Source organism: Curtobacterium sp. MCLR17_054 (genome assembly GCF_003234335.2).
In the GTDB taxonomy this organism is placed as follows: Bacteria; Actinomycetota; Actinomycetes; order Actinomycetales; family Microbacteriaceae; genus Curtobacterium; species Curtobacterium flaccumfaciens.
The window spans coordinates 1,104,063-1,127,351 of the sequence record NZ_CP126263.1 but is presented as its reverse complement, the minus strand read 5'-3'; the positions used below and the strand labels follow the sequence as shown (position 1 = coordinate 1,127,351).

20 protein-coding genes and 2 tRNA genes are annotated in these 23,289 nt (G+C 70.7%); 12 read left to right on the top strand and 10 right to left on the bottom strand.

All coding sequences use genetic code 11. The features are described 5' to 3' along the window. The first annotated feature begins 143 nt into the window (after window positions 1-143). On the top strand, window positions 144-1,166 hold the full coding sequence (locus DEJ08_RS05430; RefSeq protein WP_111030530.1) for a cation diffusion facilitator family transporter: 1,023 nt from the start codon (window positions 144-146) through the stop codon (window positions 1,164-1,166). Between the two features lie 345 nt (window positions 1,167-1,511). Here DEJ08_RS05430 and DEJ08_RS05425 read toward each other — a convergent pair whose 3' ends face one another. Further along, window positions 1,512-2,111, bottom strand: a complete 600-nt coding sequence (locus DEJ08_RS05425; protein WP_027464707.1) for an acyl-CoA-like ligand-binding transcription factor — start codon at window positions 2,109-2,111, stop codon at window positions 1,512-1,514. Window positions 2,112-2,143: 32 nt separating this feature from the next. On the opposite strand from DEJ08_RS05425, the gene DEJ08_RS05420 reads away from it, so the two are divergent. Genes DEJ08_RS05420 through DEJ08_RS05405 form a run of 4 tightly spaced genes read left to right on the top strand, consistent with a single transcriptional unit; the run spans window position 2,144 to window position 7,396 of the window. Continuing rightward, window positions 2,144-3,763 (top strand): ABC transporter substrate-binding protein, encoded by a 1,620-nt coding sequence (locus DEJ08_RS05420; RefSeq protein ID WP_111054868.1) that lies wholly within the window; start codon window positions 2,144-2,146, stop codon window positions 3,761-3,763. A 5-nt stretch (window positions 3,764-3,768) separates the two neighbouring features. Further along, window positions 3,769-4,764 carry an ABC transporter permease gene (locus DEJ08_RS05415; protein ID WP_111054867.1) on the top strand — a complete coding sequence of 332 codons (996 nt, stop codon included), beginning with the start codon at window positions 3,769-3,771 and terminating at the stop codon, window positions 4,762-4,764. Beyond that, window positions 4,761-5,660, top strand: coding sequence for an ABC transporter permease (locus DEJ08_RS05410; protein ID WP_111030533.1), 900 nt, complete (start codon window positions 4,761-4,763; stop codon window positions 5,658-5,660). Before DEJ08_RS05415 ends, DEJ08_RS05410 begins: the two co-directional genes overlap by 4 nt. Further along, window positions 5,657-7,396 carry an ABC transporter ATP-binding protein gene (locus DEJ08_RS05405; protein WP_111054866.1) on the top strand — a complete coding sequence of 580 codons (1,740 nt, stop codon included), beginning with the start codon at window positions 5,657-5,659 and terminating at the stop codon, window positions 7,394-7,396. The genes DEJ08_RS05410 and DEJ08_RS05405 overlap by 4 nt, the downstream gene beginning before the upstream one ends. A 149-nt stretch (window positions 7,397-7,545) precedes the next feature. On the opposite strand, the gene proP is transcribed toward DEJ08_RS05405, so the two are convergent. Next, complete coding sequence (proP, locus tag DEJ08_RS05400) at window positions 7,546-9,108, bottom strand: glycine betaine/L-proline transporter ProP (protein WP_258367136.1); 1,563 nt, start codon at window positions 9,106-9,108, stop codon at window positions 7,546-7,548. Window positions 9,109-9,396: 288 nt separating this feature from the next. Here proP and valS point away from each other — a divergent pair, with 288 nt between their 5' ends. Together valS and DEJ08_RS05390 are read left to right on the top strand one after the other, a co-directional pair. Further along, a complete protein-coding gene (valS, locus tag DEJ08_RS05395) occupies window positions 9,397-11,991 on the top strand; it encodes a valine--tRNA ligase (RefSeq protein WP_258367134.1) in 2,595 nt (864 codons plus the stop codon). 65 nt (window positions 11,992-12,056) lie between these two features. Beyond that, window positions 12,057-12,308 carry a hypothetical protein gene (locus tag DEJ08_RS05390; RefSeq protein ID WP_027464702.1) on the top strand — a complete coding sequence of 84 codons (252 nt, stop codon included), beginning with the start codon at window positions 12,057-12,059 and terminating at the stop codon, window positions 12,306-12,308. A 145-nt stretch (window positions 12,309-12,453) separates the two neighbouring features. Here the strand turns inward: DEJ08_RS05390 and DEJ08_RS05385 are convergent, their stop codons facing one another. Continuing rightward, complete coding sequence (locus DEJ08_RS05385; RefSeq protein ID WP_111033471.1) at window positions 12,454-13,293, bottom strand: alpha/beta fold hydrolase; 840 nt, start codon at window positions 13,291-13,293, stop codon at window positions 12,454-12,456. 122 nt (window positions 13,294-13,415) lie between these two features. Between DEJ08_RS05385 and DEJ08_RS05380 the strand changes: the two genes are divergently transcribed. Then, window positions 13,416-13,997 carry a TetR/AcrR family transcriptional regulator gene (locus DEJ08_RS05380; RefSeq protein ID WP_111039271.1) on the top strand — a complete coding sequence of 194 codons (582 nt, stop codon included), beginning with the start codon at window positions 13,416-13,418 and terminating at the stop codon, window positions 13,995-13,997. Window positions 13,998-14,224: 227 nt separating this feature from the next. Continuing rightward, window positions 14,225-16,249 carry a M3 family metallopeptidase gene (locus tag DEJ08_RS05375; protein WP_111054865.1) on the top strand — a complete coding sequence of 675 codons (2,025 nt, stop codon included), beginning with the start codon at window positions 14,225-14,227 and terminating at the stop codon, window positions 16,247-16,249. 102 nt (window positions 16,250-16,351) lie between these two features. Here DEJ08_RS05375 and clpX read toward each other — a convergent pair whose 3' ends face one another. After that, window positions 16,352-17,632: an ATP-dependent Clp protease ATP-binding subunit ClpX gene (gene clpX, locus DEJ08_RS05370; RefSeq protein ID WP_017886000.1), complete on the bottom strand. Its 1,281-nt coding sequence runs from the start codon at window positions 17,630-17,632 to the stop codon at window positions 16,352-16,354. A gap of 236 nt (window positions 17,633-17,868) precedes the next feature. Between clpX and DEJ08_RS05365 the strand changes: the two genes are divergently transcribed. Both DEJ08_RS05365 and DEJ08_RS05360 read left to right on the top strand, forming a co-directional pair. Continuing rightward, complete coding sequence (locus DEJ08_RS05365; protein WP_181433090.1) at window positions 17,869-18,597, top strand: YcnI family copper-binding membrane protein; 729 nt, start codon at window positions 17,869-17,871, stop codon at window positions 18,595-18,597. Window positions 18,598-18,647: 50 nt separating this feature from the next. Next, window positions 18,648-19,256 (top strand): copper resistance CopC family protein, encoded by a 609-nt coding sequence (locus DEJ08_RS05360; RefSeq protein WP_181439015.1) that lies wholly within the window; start codon window positions 18,648-18,650, stop codon window positions 19,254-19,256. Between the two features lie 63 nt (window positions 19,257-19,319). Here the strand turns inward: DEJ08_RS05360 and DEJ08_RS05355 are convergent, their stop codons facing one another. From DEJ08_RS05355 to DEJ08_RS05335, 5 genes are all read right to left on the bottom strand, one after another. Further along, window positions 19,320-19,979, bottom strand: a complete 660-nt coding sequence (locus tag DEJ08_RS05355; RefSeq protein ID WP_027464696.1) for an ATP-dependent Clp protease proteolytic subunit — start codon at window positions 19,977-19,979, stop codon at window positions 19,320-19,322. 26 nt (window positions 19,980-20,005) lie between these two features. Then, a complete protein-coding gene (locus DEJ08_RS05350) occupies window positions 20,006-20,635 on the bottom strand; it encodes an ATP-dependent Clp protease proteolytic subunit (protein ID WP_035807635.1) in 630 nt (209 codons plus the stop codon). Between the two features lie 167 nt (window positions 20,636-20,802). Further along, window positions 20,803-22,110, bottom strand: a complete 1,308-nt coding sequence (tig, locus tag DEJ08_RS05345; protein WP_027464695.1) for a trigger factor — start codon at window positions 22,108-22,110, stop codon at window positions 20,803-20,805. Window positions 22,111-22,163: 53 nt separating this feature from the next. Continuing rightward, window positions 22,164-22,240: transfer RNA gene (locus DEJ08_RS05340), tRNA-Pro, on the bottom strand. Between the two features lie 94 nt (window positions 22,241-22,334). Beyond that, window positions 22,335-22,610, bottom strand: a complete 276-nt coding sequence (locus DEJ08_RS05335; RefSeq protein WP_111054863.1) for a hypothetical protein — start codon at window positions 22,608-22,610, stop codon at window positions 22,335-22,337. Between the two features lie 54 nt (window positions 22,611-22,664). On the opposite strand from DEJ08_RS05335, the gene DEJ08_RS05330 reads away from it, so the two are divergent. Beyond that, window positions 22,665-22,738 (top strand) — tRNA-Gly (locus DEJ08_RS05330). 61 nt (window positions 22,739-22,799) lie between these two features. Here the strand turns inward: DEJ08_RS05330 and DEJ08_RS05325 are convergent. Next, window positions 22,800-23,090: a DUF1905 domain-containing protein gene (locus DEJ08_RS05325; RefSeq protein WP_111054862.1), complete on the bottom strand. Its 291-nt coding sequence runs from the start codon at window positions 23,088-23,090 to the stop codon at window positions 22,800-22,802. Window positions 23,091-23,289 lie beyond the last annotated feature (199 nt).

The following is a 23,289-nucleotide window of genomic DNA, read 5'->3' as shown; positions in this document are numbered from 1 at the left end:
TCGGGGGTGGTGACGGTCCCGAACCCGCCCGGTTCTACTGACGGAGCCGCTGGTGCGCTCCGCGTTCTTCCGGAAGCTCCCCGGTGATGGCCGGATCGACGCTCTTGGAACACGACTTTACCGGACGGGAGCATGCTTGAGTGATGCCCGCAGAAGAACGTCCCGAGTCACTCGTCACCGTCCTGATCGCGTTCGGGGCGAACCTGCTCGTCGCGATCGCGAAGACGATCGCCTCGCTCGTCTCGGGTTCGGCCTCGATGGTGGCCGAGGCGGCGCACTCGTGGGCGGACACCGGCAACGAGGTGTTCCTGCTCGTCGCGGAACGACGGGGCGGCAAGAAGCGGGACACCGCGCACCCGCTCGGGTACGGACGCGAGACGTACATCTGGTCGATGTTCGCCGCGTTCGGCCTGTTCACGGCCGGTGCGATCGTGTCGATCTACCACGGCATCTCGGAGTTCGGGGACACCGGGCCGGCCGAGGACGTCGTGCTCAACTACGTCGTGCTCGGGGTCGCGTTCCTGCTCGAGGGCACGAGCTTCCTGCAGGCGTACCGGCAGGCGCACGGTGCCGCGACGAAGCGCAAGGTCCCGGTGCTGCGGCACGTGCTGCAGTCGTCGAACCCGACGCTCCGTGCGGTGTTCGCCGAGGACGCGGCGGCGCTGATCGGCCTGGTCGTGGCGTTCCTCGGGGTGTTCCTGCACCAGGTCACCGGGCTGGCGGTCTTCGACGCGCTCGGCTCCATCGCGATCGGTGTGCTGCTCGGGGTCGTGGCGATCGTCCTGATCGACCGCAACCGCCGGTTCCTGCTCGGCGAGAGCACGTCCCCCGAGCTCGAGAACGCGGTGCTCGTCGAGCTGCTGGGCCGGTCGCAGGTCGAGCGGGTCACCTACCTGCACCTGGAGTTCGTGGGGCCGTCGCGGGTGTACCTCGTCGCGGCCGTCGACCTGACGGGCAACGAGACCGAGGAGCACGTGGCGGTGCGGTTGCGCGACGTCGAGCAGTCGCTCGAGGACAGCCCGTACATCGAGGAGGCCGTCCTCACCCTGAGCTACCCGGGCGACGAGTCGCTGGTGCCGACCGACGGCGACGTGCCCGAGGTCGTGCGCGACGGCACGGCTTCGGACGTGGCTTCCGGGGGCGCAGGGACCCTGCGCACGGAGTGAGCGTCGACTGGGTGGGTGGCCGGCGGCGGGGTTCGTGTCGCAAGACGCCGGCGTGTCAGCAAGACGCCGCCATGTGCTCGAGACGCCGCTGGATAAGGCGGCGTCTCGCCGTCGAGGCGGCGTCATGTGAAGACGCCGGCGTGCTCCGTGGGCGACCGAACGTCGGACGGGAGGCGCGGTGCCAGGCTGCCACGGGCCTCCCGTCCGCCGCCCGTCCCGTCCACCGCCCCGCGCGCGGCCCGTGGGACGCCGGCGTGCCAGCAAGACGCCGCCATGTGCTCGAGACGCCGCAGGATTCAACGGCGTCTCGCCGTCGAGGCGGCGTCGCGCGAAGACGCCGGCGCGTCAGCGGGCGTCGAGGCCCGCGACCACCGGGGTGAGCGCCGCCGCGACGTACTCGACGAGTGCACGGCGGCCGACCCCGTCGGTGACCCACACCCCGAACGCCGCGGCGGCGGCACCGAGCATCGCGCCGGACACCGTCTGCGGCCAGAGCGAGCGCGGCTGCTCCCCCGTGCGGCCCGCGACGAAGGCGGCGACGGCCTCGTGCTGCGCCGTCACCCGGACCGCGACGCCCGCCACCAGCTCGGGCCCGATGCCCATCACCTCGGCCTGCGCAACGGCCCACGGCACCCGCTCGGGGTCGTGGGCACGGGCTGCCGCGAGCAGCGCCTGCTCGACGGCCCGGACGACGCTCGGCTCGGTCGACGCGGCGAGGTACCCGGGCAGCCCGGCGACGGCGGCGTCGAGTTCGAGCCACATCACGTCGGCCTTCGCCGGGAAGTAGTTGAAGAACGTCGCGCGGCTGACCCCAGCGCGGGCGGCGATCTGGTCGACCGTGGTGCGTCCGTACCCCTGCTCGAGGAAGAGCTCGGCGGCGGCGTCCGCGAGCACCTCGGCGCTCGAGCGTCGGGGTCGGCCACCGCGGCGGATCGGTTCGTCCATGGGCCCCAGTAAACCGCTAGACTCGGTCAGCCATGATCTTGGACTCAGTACAGAAAACCCTCGCCGCCGTCGCGAGCGCCTCCGCGGTCCTGCTCGTCCTGGCTGCCTGCAGCGGACCGGGCACGAGCACCGGGAGCAGCACCCCGGTCGCGGGCGGCACGCTCACCTACGCCTCCGGCGACGCCGAACCGACCTGCCTCGACCCGCACGTCGGCGGCAACTACCCGCAGGCACTCCTGGCGACGCAGTACATCGAGGAGCTCGTCGGGCTCGAGGACGGAAAGCCCACGCCGGAACTCGCGACGAAGTGGAGCACGAGCGACGACGGGAAGACCCTGACGTTCACCCTGCGTGACGACGTCTCCTTCGCCGACGGCACCCCGTTCGACGCCGCCGCGGTCGTGGCGAACATCGAGCACGTGCAGGACCCGGCCACCGCCTCGAGCACCGGCTACCTGGCGCTGCAGTCCATCACGAAGGCGACCGCCACCGACGAGCACACCGTCACGCTGACGCTGAGCCGACCGGACAGCGCGCTGCTCGAGTCCTTCTCGCAGCCCTGGGTGGGCATGGAGTCCCCGAAGGCGCTCGAACGGAAGCAGGCGACGAACTGCGAGTCCCCGGTCGGCACCGGACCCTTCGAGGTCACCGGTTGGAAGCACGGCGACCGCGTCACCCTGACGAAGAACACCGACTACTGGGGTGCGACGAAGCCGCGCCTGTCCGGCATCACGTGGCGGTTCCTGCCGGACTCGACCTCGCGCTACGCCGCGCTGCAGTCCGGTCAGGTCGACGTGATCGACAACGCCCAGCCCGACCAGCTCAAGGCCGCGTCGGCGAAGGGCGCCATCCGCGACCTCGACGCCCCGCGCCCCGGCGCCTCGAACCGGCTCGAGCTGAACTCCGGGCACGGGGTCTTCCGTGACGAAGCGGTGCGCCAGGCCTTCATCGCCGGTGCCGAGATCGACCCCGGCCTGCAGTCGCTGTTCCTCGGCACCGCGAAGCGCTCGTACTCGGTGCTCTCGAGCGCGGAGCCGCTCGCGTACTCCGAGAAGAGCCGGTTCGACTACTCCCTAACCAAGGCGAAGCAGCTCCTCGACGACGCCGGGTGGAAGGTCGGGTCCGACGGCATCCGCGAGAAGGACGGCCAGCAGCTCACCGTGACGTTCCCCGTCTCGACGAACCAGTCGGTGCCGGCCGAGCGCAGCCTGTTCCAGCAGATCCAGGCGTCCGAGAAGGCCGTCGGGTTCAAGGTCGTCCTCGACGAGCTCGACCTGTCCAGCTGGTACGCCGCCCTCGCCGCGAACGAGTACGACGTCGTCAGCGCCCCGTACACGAAGGTCGGCCCCGACGTCCTGCGCATCCTGTACGACAGCGCGAGCATCGAACCCGCACCGTCCGGCTACTTCGCGAACCTCGCCCAGCTCGACGACCCCGCCGTCGACCGGCTGCTCGAGCAGGCGGCCCGCACCTCGGACGCCGACGAGCGCGCCGACCTGTACGAGCAGGCCCAGAAGGCGATCCTGGCGAGCGACACCGTGCTCCCCCTGTACGACCAGCAGAACCACTTCCTGGTGCGCTCGTCCGTGCACGGCATCCGGACCACCCCGGTCTCGACGCCCTGGTTCGGCACCGCCTGGATCGACCGCTGACACGGATGCGATGGGTCTGGTGGGCCCTCCGGCGGCTCGCCGGGGGCATCGGCGTGCTCTGGGCCGTCGCGACGATCGTCTTCGTCGCGATCCGGCTCATCCCCGGTGACCCGGCGCTCGCGATCCTCGGCGGACCGGGCTCGCAGGCCTCGTCCGAGGCCGTCGCCCAGGTCCGCCACGAGTACGGCCTCGACCAGCCGGTCCTTGTTCAGTACGCGGTGTTCCTCGGACGCCTGGCATCCGGGCAGCTCGGCGACTCGTACGCCTTCCGCACCCCGGTCGCGACGCTCCTCGCCCAGCAGCTGCCCGTCACGCTGACGCTCGCGGTCGCCGGCCTCGTCGTCGCCTGGGTGCTCGCGATCGTCGCCGCGTGGGCCTCGACGCAACGCGGCCGGATCGCCGCCGGGCTCACCAGCGCCCTGAGCGTCACCGCGAGCGTGATGCCGCACTTCTGGCTCGGCAGCGTGCTCATCGTCGTGTTCGCCACGTCCCTGGGGTGGGTGCCGGCGGTCAGTGACGGCACCGCGCGCGGCTGGGTGCTCCCGGTGCTGACCGTGGCCGTGCCGGTCGCCGGGTACCTGGCCGAGACCGTGCGTGACGGCGTGGTCGACGCGCAGCGCTCCGCCTTCGCACTCGCCGCCCGGGGTCGGGGCGAGACCCGCCTCGGCCTGTTCGGACGGCACCTGCTCCGGCACGCCGCCCTGCCCGGGATCGCGCTGTCCGCGTGGGCCTTCGGGTCGCTCGTCTCCGGAGCCGTGGTCGTCGAGTCCGTGTTCGCCCTGCCCGGCATCGGCCGCGCCCTGGTCACCGCCGTCACCCAGCGGGACATGCCGCTCGTCGCCGGCATCGCGATGGTGTCGGCGGCCGCGTACGTCGTCGTGCTCGCCGTGGCCGACCTGGTCGAGCGTGCCGTCGACCCGCGCAGCACCGCACGGAACGCGACCCCGCGCCCCGGTGCTGCGCGACGCCGTGGGCCCGGCCGTCCGGCGGACGCGCGGTGAGCGGGATCGCCGACCCGGGCCTCCAGACCGGAGCGCCCGGCCACCAGACCGCCGCCGGCACCGAGCGCGTCCGTGGGGGGACGCTCGGCGCCGGCGGCATCGCCGCGGGGGTGGTCGTCCTGGTCGCCGTCGTGGCGGCGGCGTGGCCCGCCCTGCTCGGCGGCGGGGACCCACTCGCGGTGCACCCCGCAGATGCCCTGGCCGCCCCGAGCGGCGCGCACCCGTTCGGCACCGACGAGTCCGGACGCGACGTCCTGGCGCGGGTGGTCGCGGGGACCCGGGCATCGCTCGTCGTCGGCGTCGCCGCGACCCTGATCGGCGGCGGCGTGGGCGTCCTGCTCGGCGTCGTCGCCGGGCTCGGTGCCGGGGCCGGACGACTCGGACGCCTGCTCGACGCCGTCATCGGCCGCGTCACCGAGGTCGCGTTCGCCCTGCCGCTGCTGCTCGTCGCCCTGGTCGTCATCGCCGTGACCGGTCCGGGTCCGGTGCCGGCGGTGCTCGCGGTCGGATTCGCGACCGCTCCCGGCTACGCCCGGATCGTGCGCGGCCTGGTCCGCGCCGCCCGGGGTTCGCAGGTGGTCGAGACGGCGGTGCTGCTCGGCCGCTCCCCCGCCCGCACCGTGGTCCGGCACGTGCTGCCGACGGCGCTCTGGCCCGTCGTCGCCGTCGCCACGCTCGGGGTCGGGCAGGCGGTCGTGTGGGCCTCGGCGCTGAGCTACCTCGGCGTCGGCACGCCCCCGCCCGCGCCGGAGTGGGGCGCGATGCTCGCCGACGGTCGCACCTACCTGCAGACCGCGCCGTGGATGAGCACCTTCCCCGGACTCGCGATCGTGGTGCTCGCGACCGCCGTGACCGTGCTCGGCCGGGCGATCCGACGGACCGGGGCCGCGCGGTGAGCGCCGTCCTCGACGTCCGCGGGCTCACCGTCGCCATCGGCGGCACCCCGATCGTGCACGGTGTCGGCCTGCGCGTCGACGCCGGCGAGTGCGTCGCCCTGGTCGGGGCGTCCGGCTCCGGAAAGACCGTCACCGCCCGCGCCGTGCTCGGCCTGTCCGCGCCCGGCGCCGCCGTGCACGCCGACGTGTTCACGGTCGACGGCGTCGACGTCGGCGGGTACACGGACCGGCGGTGGCGTCGGCTGCGGGGATCGCGGGTCGGCTACGTCGGCCAGGAGGCCCTGGGCGCGTTGGACCCGCTGCGCCCCGTCGGGCGCGAGGTCGCCGACAGCCTCCGCCTGCACACCGAGATGCGTGCGGCCGAGCGCGTGGACGCCGTGCGCGACGCCCTGGCCGCCGTGGGCCTCGACCCGGACATCGCGACCGACGGCCGCCTCGCCGGGACGCTGTCTGGTGGGATGCGACAGCGGGCCCTCATCGCCGCGGCCACCGTCGGGTCCCCCGCGCTGCTGGTCGCCGACGAACCGACGACGGCGCTCGACGCCGGGGTCGCCGTCACCGTGATGGAACAGCTGCGAGCCGCGCAGGCCCGCGGTGCCGGAGTGCTCGTAATCACGCACGACCTGGGGCTCGTCGCGGGGTGGGCGGACCGGGTCGCCGTCGTGCACGAGGGCCGCATCGTCGAGCAGGGTGCGGTCGCCGAGGTCTTCGCGGCGCCGCAGCACCCCGCGACCCGGGCGCTGGTGCGCGCGGCCGGTGCTGCTGCGGCGGCTGCGCCCGCGCCGGCGCACGGTGCCGATCTCGCAGACCGGTGCGAGGTCGATGGCTCCGTGCAGCCGTCTGACGATGCACCGAGCGGCCAACCTCGCACCGACCGCACGACTCCGCACCGTGCGCCGATCGGCAGCCGCGGCACCGAGCGGGCAACCTCGCACGGTGCGAGGGACGTGCTCGCGGCGCAGGGGCTCTCGCGGGAGTACGACGGTGTGCTCGCAGTGGACGACGTGTCGTTCGGGCTCGAGCGCGGCCGAGTGCTCGTCGTGATCGGCGCCTCGGGCTCGGGCAAGACGACACTGGCGCGGATGCTCCTCGGGCTCGAAACACCCGACGCCGGCACGGTCACGCTCGACGACGAACCCTGGGTCCCACTGCCCGAGCGCGAGCGACGCCCCCGACGGCACCGGCTCGCGGCCGTCGTGCAGGACCCCGGCGCGACGTTCGACGAACGGTGGAACGTGGAGCGGGTCCTCGCCGACGCGTTCTCACGCGGTGACGAACGGCGGGCGCGCGGTGCGCTCGGCGAACGGGTCGACGCGGCACTGCGGCAGGTCGACCTCGACCCCGTGCTGCGGTCCCGCTCCCCCCGCACCCTGTCCGGCGGGCAACGACAGCGGCTCGCGATCGCCCGTGCGCTGGCGACCGACCCCGAGGTGATCGTGCTCGACGAGCCGGTGACCGCCCTCGACGCCACGGTGCAGGACGCCGTGCTGCGGCTGCTCGAACGGCTCCGCGACGAGACCGGCGTGGCGATGGTGTTCGTGTCGCACGACCTGCGGGCGGTCCGGCGGATGGCCGACGACGTCCTCGTGGTGCACCGCGGCGCGGTCGTCGAGCACGGCCCCGCCGCCGAGGTCTTCGCGCGCCCGGCGCACCCGGTGACCGCGCGGCTGCTGCACGCCGCGGAGCGGCTGGCAGCCGGCCCCGCAGCGGGGACCGAGGCCGACCTCACGGACTGAGCGACAGTCCACGCGCGCTCCTGCCCGTGGACTGTCGCTGCGCGCGTGACGTCACCGACGGCCCTGAACGGCCAGGAGGCCCGGCACGCGTTCCGAGACGGAACGTGCACCGGGCCTCCTGGCCGGGTTGCCGCGGGGCGGCCCCGTGGTCAGGAACCGGAGGGTTCCTTCTGGGCGTCGGCCGAGATGATCGGGATCTCGCTCGTCGAGAAGTCCTTCGCCCAGTCGGACTGCGCGAGCTCCGACGTCGGGTCGTTGTAGTCCTCGATCACGCCGGCGATCTCGTCCTCGGAGCCGACCGTCGGGCCGGAGCCCATGAGCGGGCTCGCGGCGGTCTCCTTGGTGAAGTACACCGCGACCAGGCCGATCACGGCGGCGAGCATCAGGTAGAACGCGGGGATGTCCTCGGCCCAGCCGTACCCGGCGTCCTTCGCGGCGTTGATCAGCGCGGCGGTCGCGAGCGGGGTGGTCCCGCCGAAGAGCGACACGGACACGTTGAACGCGATCGCCAGGGCGCCGTAGCGGATGATCGTCGGGAACAGCGCGGGCAGCGTCGACGGCATGGTCGAGGTGAACGTGACCAGCACGACGCCGAGGATCAGCAGGCCGGCGAAGACGCCGACACCGGTGCCGGTCTGGACCAGCTTGAGGGCCGGCCAGGACAGCAGGATGAAGCCGATGCAGCCGGCGGCGAGCACCGGACGGCGCCCGAACTTGTCGGACAGCCGGCCACCGAAGGTGATGACGACCATCATGAGCAGCATCACGATGACGATGAGGATCAGGCCGAAGGTGGCGTTCTGGCCGAGGTTCTGCTCGAGGTAGGTCGGCATGTACGACAGCAGCATGTAGTCGGTCACGTTGAAGACCAGGACCAGGCCGATGCAGATGATGAGCGAGCGCCAGTTCTCGGCGAAGAGCTTGAGGAACGGGGTCTTCCGGCCCTCGCGCTCGGCGGCCTGCTCCTGCTGCTTCTGGAACGCCGGGGTCTCCTCGAGCTTGAGGCGCAGGTAGAGGCCGATCAGGCCGAGGGGGCCCGCGATGATGAACGGGATGCGCCAGCCCCAGCTGAGCAGGGCGTCCTCGGACAGGCCGAACTGCAGGCCGGTGACGATCGAGGCGCCGAGCACGTAGCCGGCGAGGGTGCCGAACTCGAGCCACGAGCCCATGAAGCCGCGGCGCTTGTCGGGCGAGTACTCGGCGATGAAGGTCGCGGCGCCGCCGTACTCACCACCGGTCGAGAAGCCCTGCACGAAGCGGGCGACGAGCAGCAGGACCGGGGCCCAGAAGCCGATCGTGTCGTACGACGGGATCAGGCCGATCATGAGCGTGCCCGCGGCCATCAGGATCATCGTCAGCGCGAGGACCTTCTGGCGGCCGATCTTGTCGCCGATCGGGCCGAACACGGCACCGCCGATCGGGCGCACGATGAACGCTGCGGCGAAGAAGCCGAACGTGGCGACGATGTTCGCGGCCGGGTCGCCCTGCGGCAGGAACACCTGCGAGATGGTGACCGTCAGGTACGCGAAGATGCCGAAGTCGAACCACTCCATGGCGTTGCCGAGCGCGGCAGCCGCGACGGCACGCTTGAGCAGCGACTCCTCGACGACGGTGACGTCGTCCTTCGTCAGATCGCGACGAGCGCGCTTCGCGGCGCCCTTCGTGCGCAACGGCCGATCGCCGTGCGGGTGGGGTGCGTTGTTCGGTGCCAAGTCGTTCCTCCGGGGTGCGGTGCTTCCTTCGGGCGTCCGGCGGACGGCGACGTTGCAGCTCCTGCGAACCCTGCGCTCGCCGGACAAACCCAGGAAGACTAGCAGGCTCCGGGCGTGTCCGACAGTTCGGTGTGCTAGGCGCTGCTCGGCGATGGCCGCGTCCGACCGGTTCGTCCGCCTGCGTGCGCGTGCGCGGCCGCTACGATTGGGGCACCGCGCGTCAGGCGCGGAACACTCAGGCACCTCATCACGGACTCGGTGCCGCACACACGTACGGAAGGCACACCCATGACCAAGCCCATGCCCGAGAAGCCCAGCGTCGACGGACTGGAGCAGGTCTGGGGGCCGGTCTGGGAACAGGACGGCACCTACCGCTTCGACCGCGACGCCGCCGGTCACCGTGACGCCGTCTGGTCAATCGACACCCCGCCGCCCACCGCCTCCGGCTCGCTGCACATCGGGCACGTGTTCTCGTACACGCACACCGACCTCAAGGCCCGGTTCGAGCGCATGCGCGGCAAGCACGTCTTCTACCCGATGGGCTGGGACGACAACGGTCTGCCCACCGAACGCCGTGTGCAGAACTACTACGGCGTCCGCTGCGACCCGACGCTGCCGTACGACCCCGAGTTCACGCCGCCGTTCGAGGGCGGGGACGGCAAGTCCTCGAAGGCCGCCGACCAGCTGCCCGTGTCGCGCCGCAACTTCATCGAGCTGTGCGAGCGCCTGACCGTGCAGGACGAGCAGCAGTTCGAGGAGCTCTTCCGCACGCTCGGCCTGTCGGTCGACTGGACCCAGTCGTACCGCACCATCGACGACACCTCGCGGGCCAGCGCCCAGCGCGCGTTCCTGCGCAACCTCGAGCGCGGCGAGGCCTACCAGGCCGACGCCCCGACCCTGTGGGACGTCACGTTCCGCACCGCGGTCGCGCAGGCCGAGCTCGAGGACAAGGAGATGCCCGGCGCGTACCACGGCATCGCCTTCCACCGCACCGACGGCGGCGACGACGTCGTCATCCAGACCACCCGCCCCGAGCTCCTGCCGGCCTGCGTCGCCCTGGTCGCGCACCCGGACGACGAGCGGTTCCAGGACCTCTTCGGCACCACGGTCCGCTCCCCCCTGTTCGACGTCGAGGTCCCGGTGCTCGCACACCACCTGGCGCAGAAGGACAAGGGTGCCGGCATCGCGATGGTCTGCACCTTCGGTGACACCACCGACGTCGTGTGGTGGCGCGAGCTGCAGCTGCCGAACCGCGCGATCATCGGCTTCGACGGCCGCGTGCGTTCGGACGAGCCCGCCTGGATCGAGTCCGCGACGGGCCGGGAGCTGTACGCCGAGATGGCCGGCAAGACCGTGTTCTCGGCCAAGAAGGTCGTCGTCGACGCGCTGACCGAGTCCGGCGAGCTGATCGGTGACGTCAAGACCATCCAGCACCCGGTGAAGTTCTTCGAGAAGGGCGACAAGCCCCTCGAGATCGTGTCGACCCGCCAGTGGTACATCGTCAACGGCGCGCGCGACGAGCAGCTGAAGAGCACGCTCCGCCAGCGCGGCGAGGAGATCGCGTTCCACCCGGACTTCATGCGCGTCCGCTACGACAACTGGGTCGGTGGCCTGTCCGGCGACTGGCTCATCTCGCGCCAGCGCTTCTTCGGCGTGCCGCTGCCCGTCTGGTACCCGCTCGACGCCGACGGCAACCCGGTGTTCGACCAGCCGATCGTCCCGACCGAGGCGCAGCTGCCCGTCGACCCGGCCTCCGAGCCCGCCCCCGGCTTCACCGAGGACCAGCGCGGCGTGGCCGGCGGGTTCCAGGGCGAACTCGACGTCATGGACACCTGGGCCACCTCGTCGCTCACCCCGCAGCTCGCAGGCAAGTGGGAGACCGACCCGGCGCTCTACGACCTGGTGTACCCGTACGACGTCCGCCCGCAGGCGCAGGACATCATCCGCACCTGGCTGTTCACGACCGTGCTCCGCAGCCAGCTCGAGGCCGACGTGGTGCCGTGGAAGCACGCCTCCATCTCCGGCTTCATCGTGGACCCCGACCGCAAGAAGATGTCGAAGTCGAAGGGCAACGTCGTCACGCCGCTGTCCATCCTCGAGCAGCACGGCGCCGACGCGGTCCGCTACTGGGCGGCCTCCTCCAAGCTCGGCACGGACGCAGCCTTCGACCCGCAGAACCCGAAGCAGATCAAGGTCGGCCGTCGTCTGGCGATCAAGGTGCTCAACGCGGCGAAGTTCGTCTACGGCTTCCCGCTGCCCGAGGGCGCCACGAGCGTCACCGAGGCGCTCGACGTCGACATGCTCGCCGAGCTCGGTGCGGTCGTCGAGCAGGCCACCGCGGCGTTCGACGGGTTCGACCACGCGCGTGCCCTCGAGATCACCGAGCGCTTCTTCTGGACGTTCTGCGACGACTACCTCGAGCTCGTGAAGGAGCGCGCCTACGGCACCGCGTCCGACGCGACGCACGAGACGCAGGCGAGCGCGGTCCTGGCGCTGCGCGGCGCGATCGACGTGCTGCTCCGCCTGCTGGCACCGTTCCTCCCGTACGCGACGGAAGAGGTGTGGGCCTGGACCCACGACACCAGCGTGCACCGGGCCTCCTGGCCGACCGCGGCCGACCTGCCGACCGACGCGGCCCCCACCGGGCTGCTCGCGGCCGTCGGACAGGCGCTCATCGGGATCCGCGGTGCGAAGACGGCGGCGAAGGCGTCCCAGAAGACGCCCGTGACGCGTGCGGTCGTCGCGGCACCCGCCGAGACGCGGGTGCTCATCGAGCGCGCGGCGGTCGACCTGGCGGCCGTCGGCCGCATCGAGAACCTGTCGTTCGTCGACGGCGACGAGCTCGCCGTCACCGAGATCGAGCTCGCGGAACAGCAGGCGTAACGTCGGTTGTCCGGGCCGGGTCGCCTTGGTGACCCGGCCCGTCAACCACCGGACTGGAGGCACGGATGCAGTTGGGCACACGCTGGAACGTGGGTGGGGAGCCGCCTGCGCGACTGCCCGAGACGATGGTCGTCGCCGTGCGCGGGGTCGAGGACGAACTCGCGGCGGAGTCCGTCGACACGGCGACGTGGGGCTGGACCCTGACGTTCCTCGAGGGCAAGCCGATCGTCGAGCTCGACGACGGCACCTCGATCCACCTCGACGCGCTCGGGCACGCCCAGGTGACGAACCCGGACGACGCGGGCGAAGAGGACTAGCGCGGCGCGCTGCGCGGGCGCTGCGCGCTGCGCGCTGCGCGGCGCTTGGAGTGCAGAAATGGTCGGGTCCCCGGTGGGAACCCGACCATTTGTGCTCACGATGCGGGCGCCCCCGCCGGGGAGCGCCCGCGTGATCGCCGAGGGATCAGGACTCGGCGAGCCAGGTGCGCAGGACCTCGTTCACCTCGGCGGTGTGCGTGGTGAGCAGGCCGTGCGGGGCGCCCTCGATCTCGACGTACTTCGCCGCGGGCAGCGCCTGGGTGAAGCGTCGGCCGGTGGCGTCGATCGGGAGGATGTTGTCCGACGTGCCGTGCACGATCAGGGCGGGGACGGTGACCTTCGGGATGTCCTGACGGAAGTCGGTCGGCCAGGTCAGGGGTGCTGCGGCGGACGCGATCGAGCCGGAGCCGGCCGCGATGTTCCAGGCGTTGCGGACCTGCTCCTCGGAGATGCGGGTGCCGAGGTTCTCCGACAGGTTGAAGAAGTCCTGGTAGAAGTTCGTGAAGTACGCGTAGCGGTCCTTCGCCACGTCGGCGGCGATGCCCTCGAAGAACGACATCGGGCCGGCGCCGTCGGGGTTGTCGTCGGTGATGGCGAGGAACGGCTCGAGCGAGGCGAGGAACGCGACCTTCGCGATCCGGTCCTCACCGTGGCGGCCGATGTAGCGGGCGATCTCGCCGGTGCCCATCGAGAAGCCGACGAGGATCACGTCGCGCAGGTCGAGGGTCGTCAGGACCGTGTGCAGGTCGTCGGCGAAGGTGTCGTAGTCGTAGCCGGTGGACGGCTGCGAGGACTGGCCGAAGCCACGGCGGTCGTACGTGATGACGCGGTAGCCGGCCTCGAGGAGCATCGGGACCTGCCCCTCCCACGAGTTGCCGTCGAGGGGGAAGCCGTGGATCAGCACGATCGGCTGCCCCTGGCCCTTGTCCTCGTAGTGGAGTTCGATGTCGACGCTGTTCTCGGTTCCGACGGTGATGGCACCCATGATCGTTCCTTCCCTGAGTATCGCGGAGAACGATCGTTCTCCGCCGATGTGGACTACAGTAGAGAACGCCCGTTCCCAGCGCAACTCGAGAACGGTGAACACTCAGGGAACGGGGTACACACATGGCCACCAGCACCGTCGAGCCGGACGTCCGAGCACACATCGTCGAGGTCGCGGACCAGCTGTTCTACACGCGCGGGATCCAGTCCGTGGGGATGGACGAGATCCGCACGGGCGCCGGGGTCTCCCTCAAGAAGCTGTACGCGGCGTTCCCCGGCAAGGAGCAGCTCATCGCCGCGGTGCTCGCCGGCCGCCACGACATGTGGGAGCAGGGCGTGCACGGCGCGGTCGAGGCTGCGACCAGCCCGCGCGACAAGCTCCTGGCGGTCTACGACTTCCTGGAGTCGTGGTTCGGCGACGACACGTTCCGCGGCTGCGGGTTCATCAACGCGTTCGGCGAGCTCGGTGCGACCTCGCCCGCCGTCGCCGAGATCGCGCGTGCGCACAAGGACTCGTTCCAGCAGTTCGTGCAGCGCCTCACCGCCGAGGTCGTCGCCGACCCCGAGCACGCCGAGGAACTCGCCGCACAGCTCGCGCTGCTCGCCGAGGGCGCGCAGACCACCGCGGCCATCGCTGGCACCACGGCACCGGCCGCGCACGCGCGTCGTGCCGCGGTGACCCTGATCGACGCCGCGATGCGCTGACACGCGACCGCGATGCGGACGGGAGGAGCGTGGCGGCGCCGCCACGAGCCTCCCGTCCGTCTGTGGGTCGCGCCGGGCGCGGGTGCGCCTGCCGGGCCGATCCGGGCGTACCTGGTCGTTCCGGGCGTACTCGGTCGGTTCTTTCGACCAGGTATGCCCGATCCCGCTTCCCAGTCCGGGTGTCATGGGAAGGAACGGACTCCAGCACCCGTGCATAGGGTGGGCAGATGGCAACCCCGTTCGACGTCCCGAGCACCCTCCCCTACGCCCTGCCGCCCTTCGGCGACGTGCGACTCGAGCACTACCGACCGGCGTTCGAGGCCGGCATGGCCGAGCAGCGCGCCGAGGTCGAGGCCATCGCCACCGACCCGCACGCCCCGACGGTCGAGAACACCCTGGTCGCACTCGAGCGATCCGGGCAGCTGCTGACCCGCGTCAGCCACGTGTTCTTCACGCTGTCGTCGGCCGACTCGACGCCGGAGCTGCACGACCTCGAGGCCGAGGTCTCCCCGCTCCTCGCCGCCCACCGTGACGCGATCACGCTCGACTCCCGCCTGTACGCCCGCGTGCAGGAGGTGCTCGACGGCGCCGAGGCCGCCGGGCTGACCGGTGAGGCGCTGCGCCTGGTCGAGCGGACCCACGCCGAGATGACCCTGGCGGGCGCGGGCCTCGACGACGCGGGCAAGGAGCGTCTGACCGCGATCAACCAGGAGCTCTCGACCCTCACGACGACCTTCGAGCGAAACCTGCTCGAGGACACCAACGACTCCGCCGTGCACGTGACGAACGAGGACGAGCTCGAGGGGCTCGACGACGGGGCGAAGTCCGCCGCGGCAGCCGCTGCCGCCGACCGGGGCCTGGACGGCTGGCTCATCACGCTGCCGCTCTACACCGGACACCCGTGGCTGTCCTCGCTGGCGAACCGCGACCTGCGCGAGCGGATCATGCGCGCCTCGCTCGCCCGCGGTCGTCGCGGCAACGAGTACGACAACCGCGAGGTGCTGCTGCGCATCGTCCGGCTGCGGGCCGAGCGCGCCGAGCTGCTCGGGTTCCCGAACCACGCCGCGGTGGTCACCGCCGACGAGACGGCGAAGACCCCCGAGGCCGTCGACGGGCTGCTGTCCTCACTCGTCGGCGCCGCCGCCCGGAACGCCGACGACGAACGCGCGGTCCGATCGCGCACGGTCGGGTTCGACATCGAGTCGTGGGACTGGGCGTACGCCACCGAGATCCTGCGTGGCGAGCAGTTCGCCGCGGACAGCACCGCGCTCCGCCCGTACTTCGAGGCCGACCGGGTCCTGCACGACGGGGTCTTCCACGCCGCCGGCGCCCTGTACGGCCTGACCTTCACCGAGCGCCCGGACCTGCACGGCTACAACGACGAGGTGCGGGTCTTCGAGGTCACCGGCGACGACAGCGAGCCCGTGGGGCTGTACCTGCTCGACCTCTACACACGTGACGGCAAGCGCGGCGGCGCGTGGATGAACCCGGTCGTCGAGCAGTCCGAGCTGCTCGGCACCCTGCCCGTCGTGGTCAACAACCTCAACGTCGCGAAGCCGTCCGCCGGCTCCCCCACCCTGCTCATCCAGGACGAGGTCGAGACGCTCTTCCACGAGTTCGGCCACGCGCTGCACGGCCTCATCGCCCGCACCACCTACCCGCGGTTCTCCGGCACGAACGTCGAGCGGGACTTCGTCGAGTTCCCGAGCCAGGTGAACGAGATGTGGCTGTCGTGGCCGTCCGTGCTGGCGAACTACGCGAAGCACCACGAGACCGGAGCACCCCTGCCGCCCGAGCTCGTCCTGGGGCTCAGCGAGTCCGAGGGGTTCAACGAGGGCTTCGGCACGACCGAGTACCTCGCCGCAGCGCTGCTCGACCAGGCGTGGCACCGGCTGTCGGCGGCCGACGCCGCGGCGGTGACGTCCGTCGAGGACTTCGAGCGGGACGCCCTGGCCGCCGCCGGCATCGCGGTCGAGGCCGTGCCGCCGCGCTACTCGTCGACGTACTTCGCGCACACGTTCTCGGGCGGGTACGACGCCGGGTACTACGGGTACATCTGGTCCGAGGTGCTCGACGCCGACACGGTGGAGTGGTTCCGCGACAACGGCGGGTTGGACCGTGCAGCCGGCAAGCGGTTCGCCGAGCGTCTGCTCGGGGTCGGCGGGGCGAAGGACCCGCTCGAGGCGTACCGGGACTTCCGCGGCCGCGACGCCGAGGTCGGCCCGCTGCTGCGGCGCCGCGGGCTCGAGTAGCCGCGCCGGCGCACGCCGCCGCGCGCCGTCGCATCGCACCACGAAACGGACACAGCACCACGGAATCCCGTGGTGCTGTGTCCGTTCGCTGGTTCCGGAGGGCTACGCCGACTTCTCGACGCGCTTGGCCCGCGGCCGCGGCACGATCGTCGGCGCCGCGTTCTCGAGCACGGACTCGCGAGTGATCACCACTCGGGCGACGTCGTCGTCGGACGGGACGTCGAACATCACCGGGCCGAGGACCTCTTCGAGGATCGCCCGGAGCCCGCGGGCACCCGTCTGGCGCAGCACCGCGAGGTCCGCGATGGCCTCGAGCGCGCCCTGGTCGAACTCGAGCTCGACGCCGTCGATCTGGAACATCCGCTGGTACTGCTTGACCAGCGCGTTCTTCGGCTCGGTCAGGATCTGCATGAGCGCCGCCTGGTCGAGCTGCGACACCGTCGTGACGACGGGCAGACGACCGATGAACTCGGGGATCAGACCGAACTTGTGCAGGTCTTCCGGCAGCACCTCGGAGTACAGGTCCTGGTGGTCGGTCGCGCTGTGCAGGGGTGCCCCGAAGCCGATCCCGCGCTTGCCGACGCGCGAGGACACGATGTCCTCGAGCCCGGCGAACGCACCAGCAACGATGAACAGCACGTTCGTCGTGTCGATCTGGATGAACTCCTGGTGCGGGTGCTTGCGGCCGCCCTGCGGCGGGACCGAGGCGACCGTGCCCTCGAGGATCTTGAGCAGCGCCTGCTGCACGCCTTCACCGGAGACGTCGCGGGTGATCGACGGGTTCTCGGCCTTGCGGGCGATCTTGTCGACCTCGTCGATGTAGATGATGCCGGTCTCGGCACGCTTCACATCGTAGTCGGCGGCCTGGATGAGCTTGAGGAGGATGTTCTCGACGTCCTCGCCGACGTAGCCGGCCTCGGTCAGGGCGGTGGCGTCCGCGACGGCGAAGGGCACGTTGAGGCGCTTCGCCAGGGTCTGCGCCAGGTACGTCTTGCCGCAGCCGGTCGGGCCGATGAGCAGGATGTTCGACTTGGCGATCTCGATGTCGTCGCGGTCTTCGGCGGCGGTGATCTGCCCCTGCGCCCGGATGCGCTTGTAGTGGTTGTAGACGGCCACGGCGAGGGCGCGCTTCGCCGGGTCCTGCCCGATGACGTACTCCTGCAGGAAGTCGAAGATCTCCCGCGGCTTGGGCAGTTCGAAGTCCCCGCTCGAGGTGTCCTCGCCGGCTTCGGCCAGACGTTCCTCGATGATCTCGTTGCAGAGCTCGACGCACTCGTCGCAGATGTAGACGCCCGGTCCGGCGATGAGCTGCTGGACCTGCTTCTGGCTCTTGCCGCAGAACGAGCACTTGAGGAGATCGCCGCTCTCTCCGATGCGTGCCATTCCCGTGCCTCCCTGATTGGACATGCCGGCCGCGCTGTCGCACCACCGCTGGTGCACCGCTGCTGGTGGGCACCTCGTCGTGGACACGAGCCTAACCGCAACCGGTGACACCGACCGCGATGCCCCTCCGGAATCCGCCCGCGCGTTCGCCCAGGGCGTGCGAGCCTGCTACGGTGATCCGGACTTCTCTACATCTTGTAGAACAGCAGGTGCAGAACCACCCCGGAAGGAACCCCATGCAGAAGCGTCTCGCCGCCGGCGGCGCCGTCACCCTCGGTGTCGCAGCCGTCATCGTCCTCGGCAGCGCCACGGCGGCCAGCGCGCACGTGTCCGCCACGGCCACGTCGACCGCAGCGAACTCGTACACCACGGCGACCTTCTCGGTCCCGCACGGCTGCGACGGCTCCCCCACGACGAAGATCCAGTTCCAGGTGCCGGAGTCCGTCATCGAGGTCACCCCCACCGTGAACCCGAACTGGACGATCACGAAGGCGACCGAGCCCTACACCGACCCCTCGGCCTCGGCCTCCGACGAGGACCACGCCGAGACGGCCGCCGAGCGCGTCACCAGCGTCACGTACACCGCGAAGACCCCCCTGCCCGCCGACGAGCGCGACACCTTCGCGCTCTCGTTCTCGCTGCCGGACGGCAAGGCCGGCGACCTGGTCGAGTTCCCCGCGATCCAGACCTGCGAGAAGGGCAGCGTCGAGTGGAACCAGGAGCAGAAGGCCGGCGAAGCCGAGCCCGAGCACCCGGCACCCTCGATCACGCTGACGGCCGCCGAGGCGACGGACGACGACGGTGACCCGATCGCCGCGACCCCGACGGCCGAGGCCGCCGGCTCGACCGCCTCGAGCGACCCCGACCTGGTCGGTCGCTTCCTCGGCCTCGGCGGCCTGGTGCTCGGCGCCGTCGCCCTGGTCGTCGCCGTCGCCGGCACGCGTCGTCGGAGCTCCGCCAAGTGACGCAGCGCGGCTCGCGTCGGTCCCGGTCACGGTCCTCTGCCTGGAGGCTCGTGGCCGGGACCGCCGCGGCCGTCGCGATCGCCGGTGGTGCGGTCCTCGGACTCGCCGGTCCGGCCAGCGCGCACAACTACCTGATCTCGTCTGACCCGGAGGTCGGCGGCACCCTGACCGAGCTGCCGGAGAACTTCGACATCACGACGAACGACAAGCTGCTCGACATCGGCGACTCGGGGTCGGGCTTCGCGTTCCGCATCGTCGGCCCCGACGGCAGGTACTACGAGGACGGCTGCGTCGACGTCGAGGGGCCGTCGATGACCACGGCCGCCGCACTCGGCGACTCCGGCAAGTACACCGTCGAGTGGCAGATCGTCTCCGCCGACGGGCACACCGTGTCCGACGAGTACCCCTTCACGTGGAAGGCGCCGTCGGGCTTCACCCCGGCCTCGGGTGCGGCGAAGCCCCCGACCTGCGCCACCGCCGGTGACGACGACGCCGGCTCGGACACCACCACCGGCACCGCCTCGGGATCGAGCGATTCGGCGGCGTCCGACGCGATCTGGATCGGCGCCGGTGGCGTCGTGCTGGTCGGCGTGGTCGTCGCGGTACTGCTGCTCCTGCGCCGCAAGCCGGCCCCGGAGTCCGACGACACCGACGACTGACCACCGCGCAACGACGAAGGCCCCGCACCGTTCGGTGCGGGGCCTTCGTCGTTCCTGCTGGTGCTACTTGACGAGCGCCGGCAGGTTCTTGCGGCTGGTGAGGACCTGGTCGATCAGGCCGTACTCCACGGCTTCCTGCGCGGACATGATCTTGTCGCGCTCGATGTCGTGGTTGATCTCCTCCGGCGTCTTGTTGGAGTGCTTCGACAGCGTCTCCTCGAGCCAGGTGCGCATGCGGAGGATCTCCGCCGCCTGGATCTCGATGTCGGACGCCTGACCGCCACCCTGCTGGGTCGCGGGCTGGTGGATCAGCACACGGGCGTTCGGCAGCGCGAGACGCTTGCCGGGGGTGCCGCCGGCGAGCAGCACCGACGCGGCCGAGGCAGCCTGGCCGAGGCAGACCGTCTGGATCTGCGGACGGATGTACTGCATCGTGTCGTAGATCGCCGTCATCGCGGTGAACGAGCCACCGGGCGAGTTGATGTACATCACGATGTCGCGGTCGGGGTCCATCGACTCGAGCACGAGCAGCTGGGCCATGACGTCGTCAGCCGACGCGTCGTCGACCTGCACGCCGAGGAACACGATGCGGTCCTCGAACAGCTTGGCGTACGGGTCCTGGCGCTTGTAGCCGTAGGCCGTGCGCTCTTCGAAGCTCGGCAGGATGTACCGATTGGACGGAGCCGGGACGTTCTGCGCGCCACCGAGCATGGGGAGATGCATTCTCGTTTCCTTTTCTTCGGTGGTGATCAGGACTGGGCGTCGGGCTCGGCTGCGCTGGTGGGCGTCTCGCCGTCGCCGACGGTGCCACCACCGCCGATGACCTCGGCACTCGAGGCGCGGAGGTGGTCGACGAAGCCGTACTCGAGCGCTTCCTGCGCCGTGAACCAGTTGTCGCGGTCGTTGTCCTTGAGGATCTGCTCGACCGACTTGCCGGTCTGCTCGGCCGTGAGCTCCGCCATGCGCTGCTTCATGTCGAGGATGACCTTGGCCTGCGTCTGGATGTCGGCAGCGGTGCCGCCGAAGCCACCGGACGGCTGGTGGAGCAGCACGCGCGCGTTCGGCGTGATGTAGCGCTTGCCGGGCGTGCCGGAGGACAGCAGGAACTGTCCCATCGACGCGGCGAGGCCGATGCCCACGGTGACGATGTCGTTCGGGACGAACTGCATCGTGTCGTAGATCGCCATGCCGGCGGTGATCGAACCACCGGGCGAGTTGATGTAGAGGTAGATGTCCTTCTCAGGGTCCTCGGCGGCGAGCAGCAGCAGCTTGGCTGCGATCTCGTTCGAGTTGTCGTCGCGGACCTCGGAGCCGAGCCACACGATCCGGTCTCTCAGAAGGCGGTCAAAAACACTGGGGTTCAGTGTTGCTTCGGCCATGGAAAAGCTCCCGTTCAGTTGTCGCTTGTTGTCGAACTTATCGGGTGCAACGCACCAGTTCTCGTCTGTTCGCCGACAGCAATGCGGTGGTGCGGAAATACGGACGGGAGGCGCGGTGCCAGCTGGCACCGCGCCTCCCGTCTGTCGTACTGGTGGCGTCGAGATCGTTACTCGGCGTCCCCTGCCGGCTCCTGCGCGACGCCCGCCGTGAAGGCGGACAGGTCGACGGCGTCGCCGTTGGTGTCCTTGACGGTCACCTTGGACAGGACGGTCGCGACCGCCTTCGAACGAGCGACCTCGCCGACCATGCCGGGGATCTGGCCGTTCTGGTCGATGACCTTGATGAACTCGGCCGGCTCCATGCCGTACTGCGCGGCGGCCTGGATGAGGTACTGGGTCAGTTCCTCCTGCGAGACCTGGATCTCTTCCTTCTCGGCGATCGCGTCGAGGAGGATCTGCGAGCGGAAGGCGGTCTCGCTGGACTCGGAGACCTCCTTGCGGTGCTCCTCGTCCTCGAGGCGGTTCTCCTGCTCGAGGTGACGGTGCACCTCGTCGGCGATGAGCTGCTCCGAGATCGGGATGTTGACGTCCTCGGTGAGCTTCTCGACGAGCTTGTCGCGAGCCGCGGCGCCCTGACCGAAGGTCTTGGACTTCGCGATCTGCTCCTTCAGGTCGGCCTTGAGCTCGTCGATGGTGTCGAACTGGCTGGCGATCTGGGCGAACTCGTCGTCGGCCTCGGGGAGCTCGCGCTCCTTGACGGCGGTGACGGTGACGGCGATCTGAGCGGTCTCGCCCTCGCGGTCGCCACCGACGAGCTTCGACTCGAAGGTCGTCGACTCACCGGCGGTCAGGGACTCGAGCGCCTCGTCGATGCCCTCGAGCAGGTCGCCGGAGCCGATCTCGTAGGAGACGCCGGTGGCCGAGTCGACCTCGTCGTCGCCGATGCTGGCGGTGAGGTCGATCTGCGCGAAGTCGCCGGTCTTCGCCGGACGGTCGACCGTCACGAGCGTGCCGAAGCGGGTACGGAGGTTCTGCAGTTCCTCTTCGATCTCGTCGTCCGACACCTCGACGGCGTCGACGGTGAGCTCGTACGAGGAGTAGTCCGGCAGGTCGAACTCGGGGCGGACGTCGACCTCGAAGGTGAGGACGAGGTCGCCGGTGAAGTCCGCGACGTTCGGCAGCTCGGCGACGTCGGCCTCGGCACGGCCGAGGATGCGCAGCTCCTGCTCTTCGACCGCCTGGCGGTAGAAGTTGTCGATGGCGTCACCGACGGCGTGGTTCAGGACCTCGCCGCGGCCGACGCGCTGGTCGACGATCGCCGGCGGGACCTTGCCCTTGCGGAAGCCGGGGATGTTGATCTGCTCGGCGATGTGCTTGTAGGCGTGGTCGATGCTCGGCTTGAGATCGTCCGGCGTCACGTTCACGGTGAGCTTGACGCGGGTGTCGCTCACCTTGTCGACGGTGCTGGTGGCCAAGGGATGTTCTCCTGTTGGTTGACGTTCGTGTGGTCGGTGGTGCTCGGAGGACCTGGTCGGGGCGACAGGATTTGAACCTGCGACCTCCCGCTCCCAAAGCGGGCGCTCTACCAAGCTGAGCTACGCCCCGTTGCTTCGTGCCAGGGATCAGCCGCGCACGCCGAGGGGCGCATGCGACCCCGGTGAGTCTAGCGGTCCGACGGCGCGCTGTTCCCGGGGGTTGCTCAGTCGTCCTCCGCGGCGCGTCGCAGACCCCGCCGCCACCGGATCCCGACGGCCACCTGGACCCCGAGGGCAGCCACCGCGAGCAACAGTCCGACGACGATCCGCCAGACGTGCAGCAGGGCATGCGCGGGTTGCGACTGCGGATCGCCGAACAGGTCGGGGCGCAGGGACAGCACCGCGGCGGCAAGGACCACCAGCACGTACGAGACCACCCGCGACCAGCGGATGGTGCGCTCGGCACCGGCGTCCGGCTTCGGAATGACGCGCGTCGGCATGTCGGTGCTCGTTCGTCCGCTACGATGGTCGGGCTGCGCCGGGTGCGCAGGCGCGGGGATGTAGCTCAATGGTAGAGCCCCAGTCTTCCAAACTGGCTACGCGGGTTCGATTCCCGTCATCCCCTCCACAACACGGGCGCTCCGCCGACAGCGATTCCCGACATCCCCTCCACAACCTCACCTCTCGTGTCAGGGGTCGGCGAACTCGAGGGTGATCTCCGGGGAGTCGCCGAGTTCCACCCGGGCACGCTTCCGCTCCGCCGCCCGCAACGGCACGAGGTACCCGCCGTCCTTCGGGAACAGCGACGTCGTCCACATCACCGAGCCGATCGTCACGCGGGCCGGGATCACACCCCACCCGTAGGTGAGCACCGGCGCGAGGTCGGCGATGACCTCAGCGGCGTCCGGTGGCACGACGGCGAAGAAGAACGGTGACGGGCCGCGCCACTCGGTCACCTCGCCGCGGAACTCGAGCTCCATGCGGCGATCGTACGGCCGCGGCGTCGAGCGCGCCGGGTCGGTATTTATTCTCGGTGGATGACGGTTCCGGTTCACGATCGCCGGGTTCTGCGAACCGGAACCGTCATTCGCGAGGAGGAACTGGTGCCTCCCCCGGGCCAGCGGGACCTGGACGACGCGCCCCGTGCCTCCAGGCCGGAGCCGGGGAGCACGGGGCGCG

Coding starts and splice junctions, on each gene's coding strand:
- DEJ08_RS05430 (WP_111030530.1), top strand. CDS start 144: ATGCCCGCAGAAGAACGTCCCGAGTCACTCGTCACCGTCCTGATCGCG.
- DEJ08_RS05425 (WP_027464707.1), bottom strand. CDS start 2,111: ATGGACGAACCGATCCGCCGCGGTGGCCGACCCCGACGCTCGAGCGCC.
- DEJ08_RS05420 (WP_111054868.1), top strand. CDS start 2,144: ATGATCTTGGACTCAGTACAGAAAACCCTCGCCGCCGTCGCGAGCGCC.
- DEJ08_RS05415 (WP_111054867.1), top strand. CDS start 3,769: ATGCGATGGGTCTGGTGGGCCCTCCGGCGGCTCGCCGGGGGCATCGGC.
- valS (WP_258367134.1), top strand. CDS start 9,397: ATGACCAAGCCCATGCCCGAGAAGCCCAGCGTCGACGGACTGGAGCAG.
- DEJ08_RS05390 (WP_027464702.1), top strand. CDS start 12,057: ATGCAGTTGGGCACACGCTGGAACGTGGGTGGGGAGCCGCCTGCGCGA.
- DEJ08_RS05385 (WP_111033471.1), bottom strand. CDS start 13,293: ATGGGTGCCATCACCGTCGGAACCGAGAACAGCGTCGACATCGAACTC.
- DEJ08_RS05380 (WP_111039271.1), top strand. CDS start 13,416: ATGGCCACCAGCACCGTCGAGCCGGACGTCCGAGCACACATCGTCGAG.
- DEJ08_RS05375 (WP_111054865.1), top strand. CDS start 14,225: ATGGCAACCCCGTTCGACGTCCCGAGCACCCTCCCCTACGCCCTGCCG.
- clpX (WP_017886000.1), bottom strand. CDS start 17,632: ATGGCACGCATCGGAGAGAGCGGCGATCTCCTCAAGTGCTCGTTCTGC.
- DEJ08_RS05365 (WP_181433090.1), top strand. CDS start 17,869: ATGCAGAAGCGTCTCGCCGCCGGCGGCGCCGTCACCCTCGGTGTCGCA.
- DEJ08_RS05355 (WP_027464696.1), bottom strand. CDS start 19,979: ATGCATCTCCCCATGCTCGGTGGCGCGCAGAACGTCCCGGCTCCGTCC.
- DEJ08_RS05350 (WP_035807635.1), bottom strand. CDS start 20,635: ATGGCCGAAGCAACACTGAACCCCAGTGTTTTTGACCGCCTTCTGAGA.
- DEJ08_RS05335 (WP_111054863.1), bottom strand. CDS start 22,610: ATGCCGACGCGCGTCATTCCGAAGCCGGACGCCGGTGCCGAGCGCACC.
- DEJ08_RS05325 (WP_111054862.1), bottom strand. CDS start 23,090: ATGGAGCTCGAGTTCCGCGGCGAGGTGACCGAGTGGCGCGGCCCGTCA.